Genomic DNA, 21301 nt, shown 5'->3' on the forward strand with positions numbered 1-21301 from the left:
ACGGAATGCTTGGGTGCGGATGAGCACCAGACCCGTTCAGGCCTGGTGCACGGTCACTCCCGCAGGCTTACTGGACGCTGAACAGGCGCGAAGTGCGCTCCCATTCGCGTACGGTCTGATAGTCAGCATGGAGCACATTGCTGTCGGCATGGCTCATGAAGACGATGCCGGGGCTGGAGAACAAGTCGACCGTCTTGACCACGGCGTCCCCTTCTTTTGGCGCACGCTGCAGCCAGGCTTTGCTCTTGAGGGTCTTGAGCAACTCATCGTAGGAGGAACGAGTGACAACACCTTCCTGGCTGGAGATGAACTGCACCTGCCACAGCGGGTAATGGTGACCCTGCTGCGCATCGACGATGGAGTCGATGGCCGACTCCCCTTCCCTGACCAGCTTGCCCACCAGATCCAGCTGACTGGCGCCGACCGCGTAGTTGGCCGCCGGACGATTGAGCCCCCCCGACAGACGCGAGGCACATTCGATCAAGGTCGGGCCTGCCTCGGTCACGATCAACTCGGTGTGGTTGGCACCGTAGCGGATACCCAAGGCATTCAGTACGCCGTGAACGTACTCGACGATCTCCTTCATTTCGGGCGACGTCGGGTCGAACAGCACGGCACGGTCATAGATCCAGCCACCGTCCGGTGCCGGCAGCTTGTCGGCGCGCCAGATCTCGGTGATCACATGCTTGCCATGGCCGCTGACGCCATTGATGAAATACTCCGGCCCTACCAGCAAGCGCTGCGCCAGCACCGCATCATTGCGCTCGCCCAATTGGTTGACGGTGCCGAAGAGCTTGTCGAAGCTGTCGACGAGTTCACCTTGATCGGCGCAGAAGGTCACCGAGTCGGTCCCGGCACTGGCCTGAGGCTTGATGACCACCGGCCAGCTGCCACTGGCGGCCCACTGACTCAGCCCATCGCGGTCACGGGCCAGATAGTGATCCATGCTGCGCAGGCCAACGGCCTTGAGGCGCTCGTGCATGGTGTATTTGTCGCGGCGCGCCAGGCTGGTGGACGGATCGTTGCCCGGCAGTTGCAAGGCCGCGGCGAGCAGGTCAGCGACAATCACCCCGCTCTCGGTGCCCGGCAACACGGCGCTCGGGTGCAAAGCGTTGATTTCATCGGCGAGGCGCTGGATATCACCGTGGTACTCGAAGTGCGCTATGTATTCGTCCTTGTGGTAGGTGCGCAGGTAGTACTCCGGCGGATTGGGTGAACTGCTCACGTGAATGCACTTCCAGCCAGACTCGGCCATCAGCGCCGGCAATTGTGAGCCTGATGAATAACCATCGACTACAACGAGGATTTTTTCCTTGGCTTGTGTCATTTGCTGTCTCCCTTGAATTTCATCCATGTGCCAAACACCGTAACCAGAGCGATCACGGAACAGCCCAAAGCAGAGGTCATCGACCACTGGATTCGGGCATCAAATACTTGAAAGACGTAAGTGAGCAACGGCGCCCACGCCAGCAACGCCGCCACGGTAAAGGGTTCCGAAAGAAGGATGCCGCGCTGCAGCAGCCACAACGGAATGATGACCCCGAGCAGCGTCGCAATGGCCAGGCCACCCAATTGCGTACTTGAGGCAAACGCGAAGCCGGGACCGCTCCAGGCAAGCACCGCCGCGACGATGATCAGCAAGTAGAACCGATGCGCCATGATCCGTGTGGCAGTCCAACTGCGCTCGCCCAATTGTTTGGTCGCGATGGTGTTCAGCGCTTGGGATGCACCGCCGGCCGCGGCGGCGGCGAGGCCGATAACCGTGTCGCTGAAGTTGATCGGGCGAATCCCCGCCAGCCCCACCAGGGACGCCCACGCCAGCAACGCTGTGCCGGAAAGAATGCCCGCCGCGACCGCGTAGGTGTAAAGCGGCAACTGACGCCGCCGAACGATGCGCTCCAGCAGAATCGTGCTCACCGGCCCAAGCCCGCCCATGATGGCGCTGACGATGGCGGGTTCGATGTAGCGCAGGGCATAGAAGTAGCCGATCCAGTTCAGGGCGCTGGTGAAGTTCAGGACGGTCAGCGGGCCGGCAGCATCGGCACCGATTGCCAGGCCTTTGGTACCGGAACTCAGCAATAACCGCGACAGAAAGAAGCCGCTGGTGATTACAAAACTCCAGAACAGAAAGGTGAACGGATGCAGTTGCTGCAGCAGGTTGCCCGAGAACACCGCGTTGGCGTTGGCCAGAATCAGAAAGGCCGCCACATACAGAATGCCGGCCCGCACCACACCACGGCTGACAGGCGTAGCCATGCCACTAAGGCTGACTTCAGGCTTGTTCATTGACGGTCTTCTCCATGAATACACTCAGCGGGTCTTCCCGGTAATCAGCGAACGGGCCGCGATCGCGAAAACCTGCGCGGCGGTAGAGCGAAATAGCCTCCGGCTGGCTGACCCCGGTCTCCAGCAACAAGGTACGGGCACCATTGCGATGGGCGAGCTGTTCAAGCCGCTTGAGCAACCGCGCACCCACGCCACGTCGACGGGCATTGTCGGCGACAAACATGCGCTTGAGTTCTGCCTGCCCTTCGCCGATCGCCACCACCGCTCCGCAACCCAGCACTTCGCCGCTATCCAACTCGCGGGCGACCACGAAGCTCACCCCCGGAGCCTTGAGCTGTGCGACGTCGAGCATGTGCACGCTTTCATCCGGGTACAGGGAACGTGCGTAATCTTCCGAGCGTTGAAGCAGCTCGGCGGTCTGCAATTCCTCGGGGTCACCCTCGTCGATGCTGTAGCCAGACTGCCCGGTGGCCGACGGCGATGCGTAATCCTCCAGCACCATGGCAGCGCCTTTTTCGCCAATCATCAGGGATGCGGCGTTGGTATTGCCCGACACCATCGTCGGCATGATCGACGCGTCGATCACCCGCAAACCGTCGAGTCCGCGCACGCGTAGCCGATGATCGACCACGGCCAGCTCATCGTTGCCCATGCGGCAGGTACCCACGGGGTGATAAGAGGTGTCGCCCTGAGTACGGGCATACGCCAGCAATTCTTCATCGCTGGCGACCTGGGTGCCGGGGGACAACTCGTGATCACAGTAGGGCTGCAGGGCCGCTTGGGCAGCAATGTCACGGATAATGCGCATGCCCGCAATCATCCGCCGGCGATCATCCTCATGTTCAAGGAAACGCGACTCGATGACCGGTGCCTCGCCAGGGTCACTGGAGCAAATGTGAATACTGCCGGTGGATTCGGGCCGTAACGGATACAGGCCCACGGTCATGCCGGGCAAGGTGTCCAGACGACGACTGGAACCAGGGCCGTAACTGGCCGGGGCGAAATGAAACTGCAAGTCTGGCCGTGGCTCTTCCTCGCGTGATTTGACGAAGCCATGGCCCAGAGCAATCGGCAAACTGAGTACGCCGCGACGGCGAAAGACGTAGTTGAGCGTTTCCCTGAACAACGCGAAACCACGGGTGCGTTCGTTAAAGGTGATTTTCTGGCGAATGCGCCACTTCAGTCGGGACGCGAAGTGATCGCGAAAGTTCTCACCCACGCCCGGCAGCGCATGTCGCAGCGGCACGCCGGCCTTCGCCAGTACCGCTGGCGCACCAATGCCGGACAACTCGAGCAACTGAGGCGACTGGATGACCCCGGCACTGAGGATCACCTCACGCCGGGCCGTGGCCGATTGCAACGTGCCTTTGAGGTACTCCACACCCACACAGCGCTTGCCTTCCAGACGCAGTTTTTGCACCGCGGCCTCGGCAATCACCGTCAGGTTTGCCCGCTTGCGCGCCGGCAACAGGTAGCGGCCATAAGCCGAGGAACGACGGCCCTGATCATGGTTGACCTGGTAGTAGCCAAAGCCCTCCTGATCGCCGCTGTTGTAGTCGCGATTGCGTCGATACCCGGCTTCGCCGGCTGCCGCCAGAAAGGCATCGCACAACTCGTCATATTCGCGTGGCAATGCCACATGAATCGGCCCGTCCTGGCCACGACTCTCGCCGCTGACGTCCACGCTCGACTCCAGGCGTTTGAAGTACGGCAACACTTCGTCCCAGGTCCAGCCCGGGTTGCCTTGACTGGCCCACTCGTCATAGTCCTCGCGCTGACCCCGGACAAAGATCATCCCGTTGATCAGGTTCGATCCGCCCAACAGGCGCCCCCGTGGAATCTGCAGACGGCGTCCGCCCAGCGTCGGGTCCGGGCGGGTCTCGAAGCACCAGTCATATTTCGGATTACCCATCAGCAGCACTTCACCGACGGGGATCGACAACAATGGACTGCGGCGTTCGGCCCCCGCCTCCAGCAGCAGTACCTTGATCGCCGGGTCTTCACTCAAGCGTGCAGCCAATACGCAGCCAGCCGCGCCGGCGCCGACGATGATGTAGTCATACTCGCTCATGCCCGTCGGTTCCTGTCCTGATTGTCGGCGGTGCGCGCACCGATGGTGGTGCGATGCAGCAGGCGACGATATTTGTCGTCATACACCGTGGCCTTGTGCATGGCGCTGCGGTTGTCCCAAAGAATGATGTCGCCCGGGGTCCAGCGATGCCGATAGGTGAATCGCGGCTGCACCGAGAACTCCTGCAGGAACGTCACCAGTGGCGCACTTTCCTCCAGCGGCAAACCTTCAATCCGCCACGGCACGTTGCCGCCGGCATACAGCGCCTTGCGCCCACTGACTTCATGGCGACGCACCAGCGGTTGCGGCACGTCGATCCACTCAGCCAGTTCCTGAGGAGATGGCGCAGGCCGGTCGGGGTAGTTGTAGGGCCGTGACTGAGTCCGGCTGATGACCACCTTGAGGTGTTCGATACGATCCTTGACCGCTTCCGGCAATGCTTCATAAGCGGCAAACATATTGGCGAACCACGTGTCGCCGCCTTCCGGCGGGATTTCCAGCGCATGCAGCATCGATCCGGCTGGCGGCACGTCCAGATAATGGCCATCGGTGTGCCAGACCCGACCGCTGACCGGCGAGCCGATCAGTTTTCCATCCTTGGTAATGTTCGACAGGATGAGGATTTCCGGCTGGGTCTGTTCGCTGAACTGCGAGCGGGTATAGCTGACCAGCTCACCAAAATTGCGGCTGAACGCCAGTTGCTGATCAGGACTCATCGACTGGCCACGAAACAGCAGGATGGTGCTGCTGATCCAGGCGTTGTAAAGCGCTTCGATCGTGTCGTCACTGAGCCTGGCATTGACGTCGATGCCACGGACTTCGGTGCCGATAAACTCAGTAACGGGGACTAACTCAAGCATGCTGCCTCCTTGGTCTTCTTGGGATCAGACTTCCGTGCTGACCGTGTCTTACACCGCGATATCGTTGTCGACGATCCAGCGATTCATCTCCACCAGCTGGATCAGCAGATGCGCGGGACTGGCGCCGCCGGGCAGCATCGAAGCATTGAGCTGGTTCGCGGCGATCTGCTCGATCAGTGCGCTGAGACGCGGGGTATCGAACATCCAGGCAATCGGCGATTTGGGATCAGTCGCAATCCAGCGCGCTTCGCTGATGAGTGCCCGGTCATATTCAGAGTCCTGAATGTGCGGGTACGCGCTTTTCTTCCGATTCAAGGTAGTCGGCGGCAGGATGTCGTGCATGGCAGCCTTGAGCAAACCTTTCACGCCGCCACGGGATTTCATTTCCCACGGCACGTTCCATACGTACTGGATCAGTTCCGGATCGCAGAATGGCACGCGCACTTCCAGGCCTTGCGACATGCTCATGCGTTCCTTGCGATCCAGGATCACCGACAACGGGCCGGACATGCCGAGGAACAGCACCTCGCGCATGCGCGCCGCGTCGCCGCTTTCGCCAGGCAGGCGTGGCACCTGACTCAGCCAATAGTCGTAACGGGCACGTTCGTCCTCTGCCACGCGCTGTGCACTGATCAGGCTCGGCGACAGATAGTGGGCCAGCTTCGGGCCATCGCCCAGCCACGGGAACTGAGGACGGGCCAGCAGCTCGGGTTTGAAATAATAAGGGTAGCCGCCGAAGATCTCGTCGGCAGCCTCGCCAGTCAGCGCCACGGAGCAATTGCCGCGCATGCGTTCGAACAGCAGGTACATCGAGGCATCGAACTGGCCCCAGCCAGGCAGGCCGCGGGCCTTGCGCGTAGCCGGAATGACGCCGAGCAGATCCTGCATGGTTGCACTGAGTGTCGTGTGACGGGTACCCATGTATTCGGCGGCCAGCGCGGCGAAGGGTGCATCGATGTCAGGCCGCAGTTCGGTGGAGGTGAAGGCATCCTCGTCACTGTCGAACTTCAGGCAGAAGGTATCGAGTGCTGCGCCGCGGCCCTGGCTTGCCAGTTGCTTCATGACCAGCGCGGCCACCGACGTGGAATCGATACCGCCGGACAACATCGCCGCGCAAGGCACTTCATGCACGTACTGGCGCGCCACGACGCCTTCAAGCAGTTCGCGGACGCGGTCCTTGGTCTGCTCGAAATCATCGGTATGCGCGGCGCTTTCCAGTTTCCAGTAACGATGCAATTCATGCCCACGTTCGTCAAAGGTCAGCACACTGGCGGGAGGCAACTCGTGCAAGCCTTGCAACGGGGTTTCGCCAGGCAGCGCCATGCGCGGCTGAAGCACGATGGCCAGCGCGCTCGTGTCCAGCCGGGCGGTAAAGTGGGGATGGGCTTTGATGGCGGTAGGTACGCTGCCAAAAATGACGCCGCCGTCACGCAGGGTGTAGTAAAGCGGTTGCAAGCCGAGGCGGTCTCGCGCCAGCAATAATCGGCGCTTCTGGCCGTCCCAGATCGCGATGGCAAACATGCCTTCGAGGCGTTCAACGAACCCGACACCCCACTGGGCATAGGCACGGCGAATGATTTCAGCGTAGGACCAGCGATCAGGTGCCGGACCCAGGCCAGCGAGTTGCTGCTGCAACTGCGCAGCGTTGTACAACTGTCCGGTGTACATGATAGCCACGGTGGCACCATGGATCTCGCCAATCCACGGTTGCTCGTCCCAGTCATAACGCGAAGTGACTGTACGGCAATGTCCCAGTGCAACCTCAGGCCCCAGCCATACCGCATGCCCGTCCGGTCCACGCCCGGACATCGCAACGATCATTGCCGAGACAATTTCGGCGACTTTCGAACGAGGAATGTTTGCTTGCTGCCCAACACCGTGACGCAGGTCGACCCAACCGGCCATGCCGCTCATATAACACTCCTTGTCGAATTACCTACGGGCAACGCCTTTATTGGCGAAACCTGTTCCATGTAGATCAATGTGCCGCCTGGACTGACTAAAGCAATTTCATGCTTCGTTTTTAATATCTCTGTTCAGCCGGGGCACAAGCTACTTCAAGCAATACATCCCTGACAAGTGCCTTGTTAATCACAAATAACCTAATTGAAGGTGCTTATTACCTAATGTAATTTGCGCAAACTCAAAGCAACTCGCAGGTGCACCAGAACGGCGCAAAACAGCCACACCACCTAGATTGACGCACTAAAAAAGCGCACAACTAAGCACCCTTGTTATTTCGCTCCTTATCATCCGGACGCGCGTAACACAGCCTGTCCCGAGGGCTCAAAACAAATCAATAAAAATATTATTCAGTAACCAACTACATAAAATCTATAGAGTTTTTAGTTTCGCCATCGCCGTTCTTTCGGCTCTTTGAGTTTTTTTTAGTTCTCCCTACTTGTCGTAAAAAAAAATTCGCTGTTATGCTCCACGGCAAGCAGCGTGGTGCCCTGTGTGCCACACCTTCACATGGAATGTGATTCAAGGAATGTATATGGATATTCATCTGCCGGTCATCTACCCGTCTTTATTGCTGCGCCGTCCAGTTGCCATTGCACCTGGACGTTAGTGCCAGCACGGCTATCGATCAGCCAGTCATTCCAGGCCAAGCCTAACTAATCAACGCACTTGGCGCGCTGTTACCGACATGCGCCGCGACTATTAGTCATGCCCGCCCGGAACATCGTCCAGTTACTGAGTCCGTGCTTACTTGCGCCTGTTTGCAGGCTGAGTGGGCGCTGCCGTACATCAATAAGTAGAGGGAGTAATGAGCGTGAATCGGTTCGACTATTCAGGCAATCTTGCCAAGGCCACCTCCTACCGCGGTTATCGCAGCCCTTTCTGGCCGCCGGCGAGCAACTACAACCTGACCCTGCTTGATCTTGCGCCGACGAACCCTCGTCAAGACCCTGCCTGGCAAGAACGACTGGACGCGCTGAAGGCCGCCATCGATGAGCAATGGCGCAGCGCCAAGCTTGATGGCGTGGCAGAACGCACACGTTTCAGCAACCCCGGCGCCGTGGCGCAAGCCCTGCGCGCGCTGGAAAACGACCTCGAGCGAGCTCATGATCGCCAAGCTGTACAGCTCAGGGCCAAGGCCATCGAATACGGCTACAGCGACGAGATACTCAAGACCCTGGCCGGCCTGCAAGAAGAGGTTTCCCTGGTCGCCGGGCAGATCGCTACCTGGTACGGCAAGCAACCGGGAGGACTGCCGACAGCCTTTGGCTGCCGACGCAATCCGGCGCGACAACAGGACGTGGAACTGGCCATGAGCCTGGTGGATCAGATCCCCGCCTATCTCAAGCAGTTGCACACCAACCTGCGCCTGGGGGAGTTGCCGGCCTTCGCCGCCACTGATGTTTTTTTCATGGCCGGTGAAGGCAATCTGCACCCCAAGCATGTCGCCTACTTCCTGCCCGAAGATGAAGGCGTCAAACGTTCGCCGTTCAAGAAAACCTACTACTTCGCCAATACCCACGCGGCCATGGTCGAGCATTTGGCGGCGCCGCTGGCCCGGCAGTTCCTGTCAACCGGCAAACACTATGACCCGACTGGCGAACACCTGCGACGCATTCCTGCGTTGGGCGTGCTCAGCCATGAGCTGGGCCATTTCGTCCATCGCCCAGCCACCCAATACGGCCCGTTGAACACCCTTGACCGGTGGGCATCGGTGGTGCTGCAAGAGGTGGCAGCGGATGTCTATGGCATCCTCATTCTTGCCCAGGTATGGGCGCCTGCCCTGCAGATTCCGCCCGAGCAGGTGCTCGAGTACTACCTGGGCGAATGTCTGCGCTACCTCAACCGCGGACTTGGCCTTTTTCCCGATTGCGACGGCATGTACCTGCAGCTGTCGTACTTCGTCCAGCTCGGTGCCCTGACCCTGCGCCAGGACGACCCGCAACATCCACAACTGGTGGTCGATCACGGCGCCCTGCTGGCCGGTTTGCGTTCGCTGGCCAGAGTGCTGGCGGATGCCCTGCTCGGCGGCGACCCTGATGCCGCCGTTGCCTTTTACCAGTGCTACGGACCCGCACGGCCCCAGCCGTTGCAGACACTGGTTGCTGCGCTGGCCAACGCGCCGGCGCAGTCCATCGAATACGTGCAAGAGCCTGTGCGTGTACCCACGGACTGCGACGCAACTCGCGCGCAAGCCCGACTCTAGACAAGGAGAGACAGAGATGACGAAGCCGATGCAGGACCTCCAACAGGTGACAGATTACTACGGCACCGCCCGCAAGTTTGGCGACAGCAACGCCACCATCTATGAGATATGGGAACAGGGTGGGGCCTTCAACGACTCGATTACGCCTTCTACCTACAGCCCGGAATATCGCTCGCACCTGGGTCTCAAGCTGAAATCGCTCACCCAGGAAGGTGCAACGATTTTCTCCATTGGCTGCGGCAACGGATTTGTCGAGGGCGATCTGGTGGAGGCCAGACGTCAGGTCAGAGCCATCGACTTCAATGACGAAGCCGTGATCCTGAGTCGCAAAAAAGGCGTCGATGCGCACAAGGTTGACTTCTTCAAGCTGGAGCCCGGCTCCCTCGCCGGGGTCAAGTCGGTTTACGCCGATGGCTTGCTGGGCCACCTCTTCCATCCCGAACTGGAACTCAAGCCGACCTTCGACAAGCTCAAGGAACTGAACCTGGACTCCGGCACGGTTCTGGTGTTCTCCAATGACTCGCCACGCGATCCCGAGGCGCTGTTTGCGGCCCACGATAAGGTCGATGGGTTCTGGTTCATTTCCAGGGACTATCTGCGTGATGCGCTGATCGAGGCCGGCTTCGAGATCCAGGAGTCGTACTACTTTCCCTACACGCGTCCGATCAGTGGCCTGCGCAATCGCACCATGTGCGTCGCTCTGGTGCCCTGAACCCGTCCACCCCCTGCGCCGCGAGGAGAAACCTGCTGTGCCAATATCCGAAAGCTTTGCCCGACGTTTGCTCCCCCTGCTTGATGAGTTGACGACACGTTACCCGACGCCCTTTCATCTCTACGATGAGCGCGCCATCGTCCAGACTCATCGACGCGTCGCGCAGGCTTTCGCCGACAGCGCGTTTCGTCAGTACTTCGCGGTCAAGGCGCTGCCCACTCCGGCGATTCTGGCCCTGTTGCTCAAAGAGGGCAGCGGGCTGGATTGCTCCTCGCCGGTCGAGCTGATGCTGGCCGAGCGACTGGGTGCGCGGGGCGACGACATTGTCTTCACCTCCAACAATACGGCGCTCGGCGAGTACCAGATGGCGCTGGACGCCGGAGCCCTGATTACCTTCGATGACCGCAGCATGCTCGACCGAGTGAAGACCTTGCCCGAAATTGTAGGGTTTCGCGTCTCACCTCATGGGGTCATCGCCCGCTCGTCACAGATGGGCAATGCGCAACAATCGAAATTCGGCGTGCCCGATGCCGATCTGGTGCAAAGCTATCGCCAGGCCTACGACCTCGGTGCCCGACGTTTCGGGATCCACGGCATGATGTGCGCCAATGAGCTGTCACTGGCGGCTGCAGTGCAGGCCGGTGTGCAAGTCATCGAAGTGGCTGCGCGTGTAGCGCGCGAAGCCGACATCGAATTCGAGTACATCAATATAGGCGGAGGCCTGGGGATTCCTTACCGCACCGATGACCAGGCACTGGATCTGGACGCCTACGCCGCCGCGCTGAAACAGGCGCTCAAGCAAGCCTTCCCGCGCAACACGCCGAAACTTCTGATGGAGTTGGGCCGTTTCATTACCGGCCCGCATGGGGTGTTGGTGTCGCGGGTGATCAACCGCTGCAGCAAAGGCCGGGAAATCGTCGGTCTCGACGCCTCGATGTCCGCGCTGATGCGTCCCGGACTGTACGGCGCCTACCACCACCTGACATTGCCTTTCGCCGGCCAACGCCCCGAAGGCGTGTTCGATGTGGTGGGCGCGCTATGCGAAAACTTCGACAAGTTCGCCATCGATCGCCCTTTGCCGACGCCGGCCATCGGCGACCTGGCGCTGATTCATGACACGGGCGCCCACGGCCATGCCATGGGTTTTACCTACAACGGCCGGCTGCGCCCGGCAGAACTGATGTTGACTGACAACGGCGATGTCGTGGAAATCCGTCGTGCGGAAACCTTCGACGACCATACCGGCCCGGTTCAATGGCAACCCGTCGACGTCTTCAACCCTCACAAGGATCGTTAAATGAGTAACCGTGCATTGATTGAAGAAGCCTTTGAACGGCGTTCGCAACTGACGTCTGCCGAGCTGCTGGCGCTGGTGCCAGTCATCGAAGACGGCCTCGCCAGACTGGAAAGTGGTGAACTGCGCGCAGCGCGCCTGGAAGAAGGCCAGTGGGTCGCCGATACGTTCGTCAAGAAACTCATCCTGCTGTCGTTCCTCACCCGCGAAAATCATGTGGGCGAAACCGCTCCATGGCGGCCGAAAAGCTACGACAAACTGCCCCTCAAATTCGAGCACTGGGATGATGCCGCGTTCCGCGATGCACGTATCCGCGTAGTGCCAGGCGCGGTGGTCCGGGCGGGCGCATACATTGCTCCAGGTGCGGTGCTGATGCCCTGCTTCATCAACATCGGCGCCTATGTCGGCGAAGGCACCATGATCGATACCTGGTCGACCGTCGGATCCTGCGCTCAGGTCGGCGCACGTTGCCATATCTCCGGTGGCGTGGGTCTGGGCGGCGTGCTCGAACCGATCGGCAACAACCCCGTGGTCATCGAGGACAACGTGTTCATCGGTGCCCGCAGCGAGGTCGCCGAGGGGGTGATCGTGCGCAACGGTGCGGTGATCGGCATGGGCGTCTATCTTGGTGCCTCGACCCCGATCATCGATCGCGAAACCGGCGACGTGCGCTTTGGCGAAGTCCCGGCCAATGCAGTGGTGATCGCCGGCAACCGCGCCGACCCGAAATTGCCGGGCGTATCCCTGGCCTGTGCGGTGATCGTGAAATATGTCGATGAGCGCACTCGATCAAAAACCTCACTCAACGATCTGGTCAGAGAGCTCAGCCGATGACCCCCGCAGGCAATGCCTTCGCCAGACTGCAAAGCCTGCTGGATGACCTGCCGCCCGCGACCGGGCAGCCGGTCATCGCCCTGCACCTGGGCGAAACCCGGCTTGGCGACCCGACGCCACTGCTGGCACCACTGTGCGAACTCGAGCAGTGGACGCGCTATCCGCCTCTGCCTGGCACTCCCCAATTGCGCGAAGCCTACAGTGGCTGGCTACGGCGTCGCTTCGGCGCTGGCACCTGTCTCGATGAAGAGCGTATCGCCATCGAGCCTACGCCCGGCACCAAACAGGCCGTCGCGACCTGCATCGCCCTCGCCGTGACACGCGCACGGGCACGTGGCGTCAAAGCACCGGTGGTGGTCCTGCCCAATCCGTTTTACCCGACCTATGTCGCCGCCACCGATGCCGCCGGTGCGCAAGCGCTGTTTTATGACGTGAACGACGCTGACCTGTTGGCCAGCCTCGCCTGCCAACTGGATCAGGCCGGTGACAGCATCGCGGCGCTGGTGCTGTGCAACCCCGGCAATCCGCTTGGCAACATACTGCCTGCAAGCACATTGATCAGCCTCAGCCACATGGCCTTCCACGCCCAGGCGACGTTATTGGTCGACGAGTGCTACACCGATCTCGTCCCGCACTCACCCCCCCCCGGCTATCTCAGCCTGGTGGAAGCCGATGCAGTTGCGCCGTGCCCGTTCGTGGTTTTACACAGCCTGTCGAAGCGCTCGGCGGCGCCGGGTTTGCGCAGTGGTTTCATTGCCGGCGATCCGTCCAGCGTCGCCGCTTATGCCGGCTTCAATCGCAGTTGCGGGGTCTCGCTGGCCTGGCCGGCGTGCAGCGCCAGCGCAGCGCTTTGGCACGACGAAAAGCATGTGCAGCGTCAGCAACAGGCACTGCAATGCAATTGGGACCTGGCCGATGAGTACCTCGCCGCAGTGCCCGATTACCGGCGCGCCGATGCCGGTTTTTTCTTGTGGCTGGCGGTCGGCGATGGTGAAGGGATCGCGCGCCGACTCTGGAGCGAACAGGGTTTGCGCGTGATGCCCGGTCGCTACCTGTGTCATGAAGACGCCGAGGGCAGCAACCCCGGCAAAGCGTTCGTGCGCATTGCACTGGTTCATCAGGAACCGGTCATGCGCCAGGCCCTGCTGCGCCTCAGGGCCGGGCTTGCAGGTCGTTAACGTTCGACGGGCTGCAGGCGTTGGCGGGCCAGCGCGACCCAATAGGCAACGCCCAGTGGCATGATCTCGTCGTTGAAGTCATAACGCGGGTTGTGCAACGAGCAGCCGCCTTCAGCGGAGCCATTGCCAATCCAGATGTAAGCGCCGGGTTTGCGCTCGAGCATGAAGGCGAAGTCTTCTCCGGTCATGCTCGGTGCGACCCCGGTACCCACGTTTTCGCGGCCCGCCACAGCACTGGCGGCAGCCACGCAATGGTCCGCGTGCTCGGCACTGTTGATCAGCGGCGGCGAGCCAAACTCGAAAAACTTCAGCGACGCTCGAACCCCCATCCCGGCGGCCAACTGCTCGACCATCTCGGCCATTCGGCGCGATGCGATCTCGCCGGCCTCGGGGCGGAAGTAACGCATGGTGCCGCCCAGCCGTGCAGTGTCGGGCACAATGTTGTGGGTATCGCCGGAGTGGAACTGAGTGACACTGAGAACCAGCGCATCGGCAGGGTCGATATTGCGCGAGACGATGCTCTGTAACGCGGTCACCAAATGGGCCGCGGCCAGCAACGGATCGGCGCCCTGGTGAGGCATTGCCGCATGACAACCACAACCGCTGACAACCATTTCGAACGGCCTCGCCCCCGCCATCGCCGCACCGTGATGAACCACGAATCGACCGGTCGCAAGACCGGGCCAGTTGTGCAGACCGTAGACGCACTCAGCGCGAAATTTCTCGAACAGGCCCGCCGTCATCATCGCCTTCGCACCCGTGCCGATTTCCTCGGCCGGCTGAAACACCAGATGAACCTTGCCGGCGAAACTGCGATCTGCCGCCAGTCGGCTGGCAGCGCCCAACAGCATGGCGCTATGGCCGTCGTGGCCACAGGCATGCATCCAGCCGTCGTGGACTGAGCGATGGGCGAAGGTGTTTTCTTCCTGGATGGGCAGCGCATCCATGTCGGCGCGCAGGGCTATCTCGATACCTGCTTGCTCGCCTTCGATGGTGGCGACAACCCCCGTACCGCCGATGCCGATATGCGGTTGCAAATCAAAGCTGCGCAATACTTCTGCGATGAAGGCGCTGGTCTTGCGCTCGGCAAAACCCGCTTCCGGATGTTGATGCAGCCAGCGACGCCAACCGATCATTTGTTCCTGCAGTGCGAAATCCGTTTCCGATGCCATCCTGACGTTCCTGTCCCTGGAGCTGCTCTGAGTCGCCACACTATTCTGTGTCATTGAACTTCGCAACTGGCACGGATGCACGTCATGAACACTGCCGCAGGGTGAGCTCACCACGCTTATGTGGGCGTCGGGCTTACCCGGTCCTGCAGGGTTTGGTGGTGGATGCCGATTCGCCTGCAACCACCACCCCTCGGGTTTAGCCTCGGTCGTCAATCCCCGCTTGCAGTGACTGGCCGTCCAGATGCCCGCTCAGCGTGACGGGGCCGACCTTCAGGTTGCCGTTTTCAAGGGACACCTTCGGTGCGTTTTCTTCCTTCTTCTGTGGCAGGTCCAACCCGGCCTTCACACTGTAATCGAGGTTGCTCAGGTCAGTGCTGACGACCTTCGAGCCCCCCAGATCAACGTTGCCTTGCGTTGCCGAAATGCGTGCACCGGTCAGTTGCGTGGCACCACCGACCGTAAGGTTCACGCCTTGGCTGGCGCTGATTCCGGACGCCTGCGCCACGCTGCCCTTGTGCGCATATTCGCCCTGTGCTGTCAGCGTTGGCTTGTAGTCGGTGCCGGCGAGTTTTTCCTTGTCGCTCGGCGGATTTTTCTTCGCGGTCAGGCCCAGATCGACATCGACCTTGGCGTGGTTGCTCGAGTCCTGACGGCTTTCGACGGTCAGATCACCCGCGACCTTGCCGCTGACATCTTTAGCGTCGATCCGCGCCCCCGCCAGCTGTGCATCACCGGCACTGTTCAACACCACGCTGTCAGCCTTGATCTGGCTGTTCTGCTGGGTGCTGCCTTGCAGGTAATCCACGCCCACCTTGGCCCCGGCGTTGAAACCGTGATCGCTGCTGGCCTTCTCCTCAGCGGCGGTCGGGGTTTTGCTGCTCAGGTTGCCGCCGGCATTCAGTGCGACATTCCAGTTATTGCGGTTGTCGGTGGACTGCGCCGACTCCTGCACATAACCGCCCTTCTGCGCGTCGATGCTGACGTTCGGTGCGCTGACTTGCGTGCCTTGCAGGTGAATCGAATCACCGCTCAGCGCGATGCCGTTCTGGCTGTTGAGCTGGCCACCGCTGAGGGTTTTCGACTCCTCGTTGAGCCGACCGATATTGAAATTGCCGCTCAGATTACCGCCCTGATCGCGGCTCTTCCCGCTGCTGGTTTTACTGCCGCCGCCCTTCAAGCCGCCGCCGAGATTATTACCGGTGGCGGTGTGAGTGTCGGTGGCTGCTTGCAGATCGAGCTTGCCGTCGGCGTGCAAACCGATGCCGCCAGCGCTGTCGATTTTCGTGCCTTGCTGCACCTGATTGCCGCCGCTGCGCAACTGCAGAGGACCGTTGCCTGAGATGTTGGCAACGTGGGCCTGCGTATCAGTGGTCTGCTTGCCGGTGTGATCGAGCTGGGCCCCGGCGCCGAGGTCGACATTGGTGCCATCGGTGCCCGGCAAGGTGCCGACCGTCAGCGAGCCACTGCCACGAAGGCTGCTGTCGTTGCTGTTCTGCCGGTCATTGGCCTGATTCAGCGCCAGATCCCCCCCGGTGTTGATGCTCACACCGCCCTGCCCGCCGTCGAAACGACTGCCGGCGAACTGCGCATCGCCGCCGACCTTGATGTTCACGCCCTGGCTGCCGGCATAAGCGCCGACCACGGCGGTGGAACTGTCCTTGCTCGACGCACTGCTGCCACCCGCGCCGCTGCCAGCGACGTTCACGTCTTCGCCGGTCTTGGTGTAGACGCGCACGTCGACCTTGGCGTCCACCGCGTTAGCGCTGTTGCTGTGAGTGTTGCTGGCGGCATCGGCAAGCAGTTTGTCTGCACTGATGTTCACTTGGCCGGCGCTGGCGTTGTATCGGGTGCCTTGGTCGTGCAGCGTGCCGGTGGTTTTCACATCAACAGTGCCGCCGTCAAACCGGCTGACCACAGCATTGCTGCTTTGCTCGGTTTTGCTGGCGCTGCCGTGACCCACCGCAACGTCGATACCGACGTTCGGCTGACCGAGATTGGCCAGCGAGTCCTTGTCCGGCACCTTGCCGTTGAGCACGTCCTTGACTGCGCCCGCGATCGGCCGGGCGATGTCCTTGTACTCGACGTTGGCGCCGATATCCGCCGACCAGTTGCTGTCGTTGTGCGTGCTGCTTTCGCTGTTGCTGGCCACGCGATTATCGATCTCGTTGGCGGCGACGTTCAGACCGTTGCCAGCCTTGAGTTGCGCGCCTTCGGTGGCGAGTTTGTCGGCATTGATCGTCAGGCTGCCGCTGCTCTGTACGCTGCTGGTTTGCGCGGTGGTTTTGCTGGTCGAATCCTGCGCCGTGCTGTGGGCGAAATCGACGCCACTGCCGGCACGGTCGAGGCCGCCGGTGTAGTAGAAACCACCGCCGGTGCTGGAGGTGTCGGTGGAGGTTTTGTGGCTGCCTGCTTCGGCCAGCAACGAGACGTTTTTGCCGCTCAACGTCGTGTCACCAGCGGTGGATTTCACTTCCGCGCCTTTGAGCGTGACGTCACCGCCCGCCTTCACCTGCACACTGCCGCCGCTGAGGCTGGAGCCTTGCTGGGTGACGTCGTTGCGGGTCACGGTTTGCTGTTTGTCTTCGTAGTGAATCCCGGCGCGATACTGCTCTGGCGTCTGCTCTTTCGCATAAGCATCGAAGCCACGGATTTGCGTGGTGTCAGTGCTGTCGTGAGTGTTCTGCGCGGAGGACACGTTGACGTCGCCCGCTGCATCGGCGGTCAACGCACCATCAGCCTTGACGGTCGAGCCCGCCACAGCAATGTCCTTGGCGCTCTTGAGCTTGAGGTTGCTGTCCGACACCAGTTCGCTGCGCACAGTGCTGCTGTCTTTGCTGTTCTGCCGCGACTCGTCTTTGGTGATGCCGAAGAACTTGCTGTCCTTGTCGTGGTTGTTACTGTGCGAGGTGTCCTGCACGCCGTCGATCACCAGCGAACCCTTGTCGCTGATCACGCTGGCGTCGGTGCCGCCACGTACCTGACTGCCGCTGATGCGCACATCGTCAGCCTTGACGATCAATTTGCCACTGGCGTTGACCTTGCTGCCCTGATGCTGGGTTTTGCCCTTGTCGGCATCGCCGGTCTTGCCGAAGAAACCACCGCCAACCAGATCACCGGAGTAACGGTTGTCGCTGCTGCGATTGGTAAGAGTTGCCGTGGTGATTTCCACCTGTTTGCCGGCCAGTTGCACGTCGCCGGCGCTGGTCAACTCGGCGCCTTCGGAGCGCAAAAGTGCGGCGGTTTGCAGGGCGATGTTACCGGCCTTCAACTGGCTGGTGATGTTGCGCTGTTCCTCGCTGCTGCTGTTCCAGTCGGCTTTCCACAGGTGCTTGCGGTGGTTGCCTTGATCGGTCTGCGTGTGGCTTTCAGTGGCGGCGGTAAGGCGCAGATCGCCGCCGCTGTGCACGTCGAGATTTTTCGCGGCTTCGATCTTGGCGGCTGTCAAATCGGTGTCTTTGCCGGACGACAGTTTGGCGTCGCGGCTGGCGATAATCTGGCTGCCATGCTGACGCGATTCACTGTCGGTCTGGGTGCGATCGTAGGTTTCCCAGGTGATGCCGATGGTGCTGTTGTTCCAGTTTTCACGCTTTTCCTGAAGCTTGCGGCTTTCGACCGTCGACAGGGTCAGGTTGCGTTTCGCGTCAACGGCGACGTCGCGAGCGCTGACATCGGTAGCCGCCAACGTCAGATCCTTGCCGCTGTGCAAAGCGACATCGCCCTGGCTGCTGCGAATACCGGCGCGGGTCACGTCGAGGCTGTTGGCCACGGCCTCACCGCTGACACTCAAGTCACCGGCGGAACGAATCTGCACGCCGTCACGCCCGGCCACTTGCACCGCGCCAACCCGTACGCCGGCACCTTCGGCGGTGCTGACAATATTGATGCGCCCGGCCTGCATCGCGCCGAACAGGCTAGCGTCGATGCGTTGATCGCCGGTGTTGCCCGCCGGATCAACAGTTTTCACCTGGCCGCTGGCGTAATCGACCTGATTGCGCCCGACCGTGAGATTCAATTGATCGCGTGCAGTGATCGCGCCCTGGCTGTCGATACGCGGCGCGATCAGGTTGATCGAGCCCTCGCCGTTACGCAGGCCGCCGCTCTGAATCTGCAACTGACCGCTGGCGTCGCGGCTGTTCAGGCTTTGCAGTTTGCCGTCATTCAATTCCGGGCGACCGACCACCAGATTGGCGTTCGGCGTGTTGATGAAACTGCCGCCATTGACCGAGATGCCGTTAGGGTTGGCCAGCACGTAATCGGCGGGCCGGCCGAAGATTTCCTGCGCGCCATTGATGGCTGACGGGTTGCGGCTGATCACTTCGTTGAGGATCACGCTCGCCGCCTGGCCTTGCAGTTGCGGGTTGGCTGCCAGTTGCCCGGCCAGTTGCGATTGCCCGGCCTGCAAGGCGTTGTTCAGCACCAGGCCCTGACGGTCGACGTTGTAGTCGAGGAACTGGTTGTGCGACAGGCCCGAACCGTTGGGCGCGACGATGTTGACGATGGGCACACCGCCCTGGGTCTGCAATTGCGCGGTGCCGCCGGGTCCCGGTGCGACCACGACACCGCCGGCGATCGCGCTCGGCAGGTGCACGGCGAAGAACAGGCTGGCAATCGCCCAGCGCAATTTGCCCCGAGGGGAAAGATGAAATGCAAAGGTGTGTGCTGGCATAAAAACGTCTCCATGTGAGTACGGCATCACGTCGCGCGTTTAGTCTTGGCCGTGGCTGACGCGCTCAGATCCGACGGCTGTTTGTTCACTGCGTTGCTCAGATTTGCAGGCCCACGCGCATCAGCCAGGTTTCAGGCTCGTGCTGCAGACCATTCGGGGTGTTGAGGGCGCGCTGGTAATCGACGTCCACTTGCAAATTCTTCCAGCCCAGATTCAGGCCGACACTGGCACCACTCAGGCGCTGGCCCTGAGCACCGTGATCAGCCTTGATCCAGCCGTGGTCGAGGCCCACGCGCGGGGTGATCTGCAGCGGCCATTCACTGCGTAGGGGCAAGCGCAAGGTGTTGCGCCAGATCGCGCCGCTGGCGCCGGAGGCACTGCTGACCCGGTAGCCGCGCACCGCCGAATCGTCGGTGCCGAGCAGTTGTTCGATGGCCGGCAGCGGATCCGGGCTGTACTGCACATTGAGCTGGCTCTGCCACTGCCAGGCCTGCGCGCCGAACTGACCGTTGCGCCATTGGCTGAGGCCGGCGCGGTACTTGCGGAACTGCGCCTTGGGCAGATTGTTGATCTGATGCTGCGAGTCGTCGTCGGCGCCAAACCAGCGCAGACCCTGGGCGTAATTGACGTCGAGGTTCCATACCGCGCGGTCGAGCCAGAACAGATTGAGTCCGGCTTCGGCCACGGTCAGGGTCGGGCTTTGAATGCCGAGGCGAACATCTTGCAGATAGCTGTCGACATCCTTGTGCGCCAGTTGCAGGTTGGCGCTGAGCTGACGGCTCTGATCGCGCCACAACACGCGGTCGGCACGCAGGCTGACCTGATCGGTAATGCCGGTGCTGTGAAAGGTCACGCTCGGCAATTTGAACGGCGCGCGATATTCGGCGTGGCTGGCGAACACGCTGTAGGTCCAGTAGCCGTAGGGGATCGCGTAATACAGGCTGGCATTGCGGCTGTAGCGGTCGCCCTGATTGAGCGTGTCGCTGGCGCTGAGGCTCAGCAGGTCGTTGAGTTGCAGCGGGCTGTCGAGGCTCAGGCTGATCGTGTCGCGATCACGTCCGGTGCTGGCGCTGCCGAGGTTGTCGATCCCGGCATTCAGGGCCCAGCGTGACGGCGCAGCGCTGCGCGAGCGCAGGATGATTCGCGAGGCGCCGGGCTGGCTGCCGGGGGCGATATCAGCGGTGAGATCGATCGAACGCAGGCGATTCAACTGATCGAGGCCCTGCTCCAGATCGCGCAGGTTCAGCGGCTCGCCGAGCATTCCCGGGAACGCGCCGCCCAACGAAACCGGCAGACTTTGATCGGCCAGTTCGATGGACTCGATGTAACCTTCGTCAACGCGGATATCCAGCGACTGCCCGGCGGCCGGAGCGCTGAGCAGATACGGGCGGCTGGCGATGTAGCCCTTGTCGACGTAGATCGCGGTGATGGTCGCCAACAGATGATTGATCTGGCCGACGCCCATGCACGGTGCCAGCAGCGGTTTGATCCGGGCGTTGAGCTTGTCGCTGTCGATCAGCGTGACGCCGCCAATGCGCGTACCACTCAATGGCCAGCAACGTTCATCGGGGGTGACGGTTTGCGGGATGGCCGGAGTGATCGGCGTCGGACCGAATGCACCGCGCTCCAATTGCCGTTTTCTTTGCTCAAGTTGCAGTTGTTGCAGATCGCGCTGTTGCTGTTGTTGCTGGCGCAACACTTCCTGACCCGGCGCGGCAGGTTCGGCCGCTTCAATCGAGGAGGCACACACACTCAACACAAAGGCCGACAGCAGCGGGCAAAGCGCGGAACGACGGCGAAAAACAGCGCGAAACGGAAACGGCACGCAACATCCTTGCGATCATCAAATGGCGTAATGCCATGTCATCAATAACCGTGATAGTCGGAGCCCTCCTACACAAATGCAAGACGCTTCCTACAGCGCTTACATTTCTTAAACAATTGCTTTGCCTGGCTTTATTGTCAGCAGCAAGGCCACGGCGCTGCACGCTATCAGGGTTTCCCCGAGGGCCTGAGAGCCTTCGACGAGCGTCAGTCCGCCCTGACGGGGGTCAGGCGAA

13 protein-coding genes are annotated in these 21301 nt (G+C 61.2%); 5 read left to right on the forward strand and 8 right to left on the reverse strand.

Going from position 1 to position 21301, the window contains the following annotated elements; all coding sequences use genetic code 11:
* Nucleotides 1–67: 67 nt before the first annotated feature.
* Genes QOM10_RS19665 through asnB form a run of 5 tightly spaced genes read right to left on the reverse strand, consistent with a single transcriptional unit; the run spans nucleotide 68 to nucleotide 7131 of the window.
* Nucleotides 68–1327, reverse strand: coding sequence for an ATP-grasp domain-containing protein (locus QOM10_RS19665; protein WP_127929087.1), 1260 nt, complete (start codon nucleotides 1325–1327; stop codon nucleotides 68–70).
* A complete protein-coding gene (locus tag QOM10_RS19670) occupies nucleotides 1324–2286 on the reverse strand; it encodes a DMT family transporter (protein WP_127929088.1) in 963 nt (320 codons plus the stop codon). The genes QOM10_RS19665 and QOM10_RS19670 overlap by 4 nt, the downstream gene beginning before the upstream one ends.
* Entirely contained in the window at nucleotides 2273–4357 is a 2085-nt protein-coding gene (locus QOM10_RS19675; protein ID WP_316916799.1) for a GNAT family N-acetyltransferase, read from the reverse strand. The genes QOM10_RS19670 and QOM10_RS19675 overlap by 14 nt, the downstream gene beginning before the upstream one ends.
* Nucleotides 4354–5217, reverse strand: a complete 864-nt coding sequence (locus QOM10_RS19680; protein ID WP_127929090.1) for a TauD/TfdA dioxygenase family protein — start codon at nucleotides 5215–5217, stop codon at nucleotides 4354–4356. The genes QOM10_RS19675 and QOM10_RS19680 overlap by 4 nt, the downstream gene beginning before the upstream one ends.
* Nucleotides 5218–5265: 48 nt before the next feature.
* Nucleotides 5266–7131, reverse strand: coding sequence for an asparagine synthase (glutamine-hydrolyzing) (gene asnB, locus QOM10_RS19685; RefSeq protein ID WP_127929091.1), 1866 nt, complete (start codon nucleotides 7129–7131; stop codon nucleotides 5266–5268).
* 862 nt (nucleotides 7132–7993) lie between these two features.
* Here asnB and QOM10_RS19690 point away from each other — a divergent pair.
* The 5 genes from QOM10_RS19690 to QOM10_RS19710 are packed head-to-tail and all read left to right on the forward strand — an operon-like array spanning nucleotide 7994 to nucleotide 13403.
* Complete coding sequence (locus QOM10_RS19690) at nucleotides 7994–9385, forward strand: hypothetical protein (protein ID WP_316916800.1); 1392 nt, start codon at nucleotides 7994–7996, stop codon at nucleotides 9383–9385.
* A gap of 16 nt (nucleotides 9386–9401) precedes the next feature.
* Nucleotides 9402–10097 carry an oxin biosynthesis protein gene (locus QOM10_RS19695; protein ID WP_127929093.1) on the forward strand — a complete coding sequence of 232 codons (696 nt, stop codon included), beginning with the start codon at nucleotides 9402–9404 and terminating at the stop codon, nucleotides 10095–10097.
* Nucleotides 10098–10134: 37 nt separating this feature from the next.
* A complete protein-coding gene (locus QOM10_RS19700) occupies nucleotides 10135–11394 on the forward strand; it encodes a diaminopimelate decarboxylase (RefSeq protein WP_127929094.1) in 1260 nt (419 codons plus the stop codon).
* Nucleotides 11395–12225 (forward strand): 2,3,4,5-tetrahydropyridine-2,6-dicarboxylate N-succinyltransferase, encoded by an 831-nt coding sequence (locus tag QOM10_RS19705; RefSeq protein WP_150776348.1) that lies wholly within the window; start codon nucleotides 11395–11397, stop codon nucleotides 12223–12225. It abuts the gene before it with no gap.
* Nucleotides 12222–13403: an aminotransferase class I/II-fold pyridoxal phosphate-dependent enzyme gene (locus tag QOM10_RS19710; protein ID WP_316916801.1), complete on the forward strand. Its 1182-nt coding sequence runs from the start codon at nucleotides 12222–12224 to the stop codon at nucleotides 13401–13403. Before QOM10_RS19705 ends, QOM10_RS19710 begins: the two co-directional genes overlap by 4 nt.
* On the opposite strand, the gene QOM10_RS19715 is transcribed toward QOM10_RS19710, so the two are convergent.
* The 3 genes from QOM10_RS19715 to QOM10_RS19725 form a co-directional block, all read right to left on the reverse strand.
* Nucleotides 13400–14575, reverse strand: coding sequence for a M20 aminoacylase family protein (locus QOM10_RS19715; protein WP_316916802.1), 1176 nt, complete (start codon nucleotides 14573–14575; stop codon nucleotides 13400–13402). The two genes, QOM10_RS19710 and QOM10_RS19715, sit on opposite strands and share 4 nt — an antisense overlap.
* A gap of 196 nt (nucleotides 14576–14771) precedes the next feature.
* Nucleotides 14772–19241, reverse strand: a complete 4470-nt coding sequence (locus QOM10_RS19720) for a hemagglutinin repeat-containing protein (protein ID WP_316916803.1) — start codon at nucleotides 19239–19241, stop codon at nucleotides 14772–14774.
* A gap of 97 nt (nucleotides 19242–19338) precedes the next feature.
* Complete coding sequence (locus QOM10_RS19725) at nucleotides 19339–21066, reverse strand: ShlB/FhaC/HecB family hemolysin secretion/activation protein (RefSeq protein WP_316916804.1); 1728 nt, start codon at nucleotides 21064–21066, stop codon at nucleotides 19339–19341.
* Between the last annotated feature and the right edge of the window lie 235 nt (nucleotides 21067–21301).

This window comes from Pseudomonas sp. P108 (assembly GCF_032613195.1).
Lineage (GTDB): Bacteria > Pseudomonadota > Gammaproteobacteria > Pseudomonadales > Pseudomonadaceae > Aquipseudomonas.

Bases quoted from the DNA above. Each gene is read 5' to 3' on its own strand.
- QOM10_RS19665 (WP_127929087.1), bottom strand. From the start codon at position 1,327: ATGACACAAGCCAAGGAAAAAATCCTCGTTGTAGTCGATGGTTATTCA.
- QOM10_RS19670 (WP_127929088.1), bottom strand. From the start codon at position 2,286: ATGAACAAGCCTGAAGTCAGCCTTAGTGGCATGGCTACGCCTGTCAGC.
- QOM10_RS19675 (WP_316916799.1), bottom strand. From the start codon at position 4,357: ATGAGCGAGTATGACTACATCATCGTCGGCGCCGGCGCGGCTGGCTGC.
- QOM10_RS19680 (WP_127929090.1), bottom strand. From the start codon at position 5,217: ATGCTTGAGTTAGTCCCCGTTACTGAGTTTATCGGCACCGAAGTCCGT.
- asnB (WP_127929091.1), bottom strand. From the start codon at position 7,131: ATGAGCGGCATGGCCGGTTGGGTCGACCTGCGTCACGGTGTTGGGCAG.
- QOM10_RS19695 (WP_127929093.1), top strand. From the start codon at position 9,402: ATGACGAAGCCGATGCAGGACCTCCAACAGGTGACAGATTACTACGGC.
- QOM10_RS19705 (WP_150776348.1), top strand. From the start codon at position 11,395: ATGAGTAACCGTGCATTGATTGAAGAAGCCTTTGAACGGCGTTCGCAA.
- QOM10_RS19710 (WP_316916801.1), top strand. From the start codon at position 12,222: ATGACCCCCGCAGGCAATGCCTTCGCCAGACTGCAAAGCCTGCTGGAT.
- QOM10_RS19715 (WP_316916802.1), bottom strand. From the start codon at position 14,575: ATGGCATCGGAAACGGATTTCGCACTGCAGGAACAAATGATCGGTTGG.
- QOM10_RS19720 (WP_316916803.1), bottom strand. From the start codon at position 19,241: ATGCCAGCACACACCTTTGCATTTCATCTTTCCCCTCGGGGCAAATTG.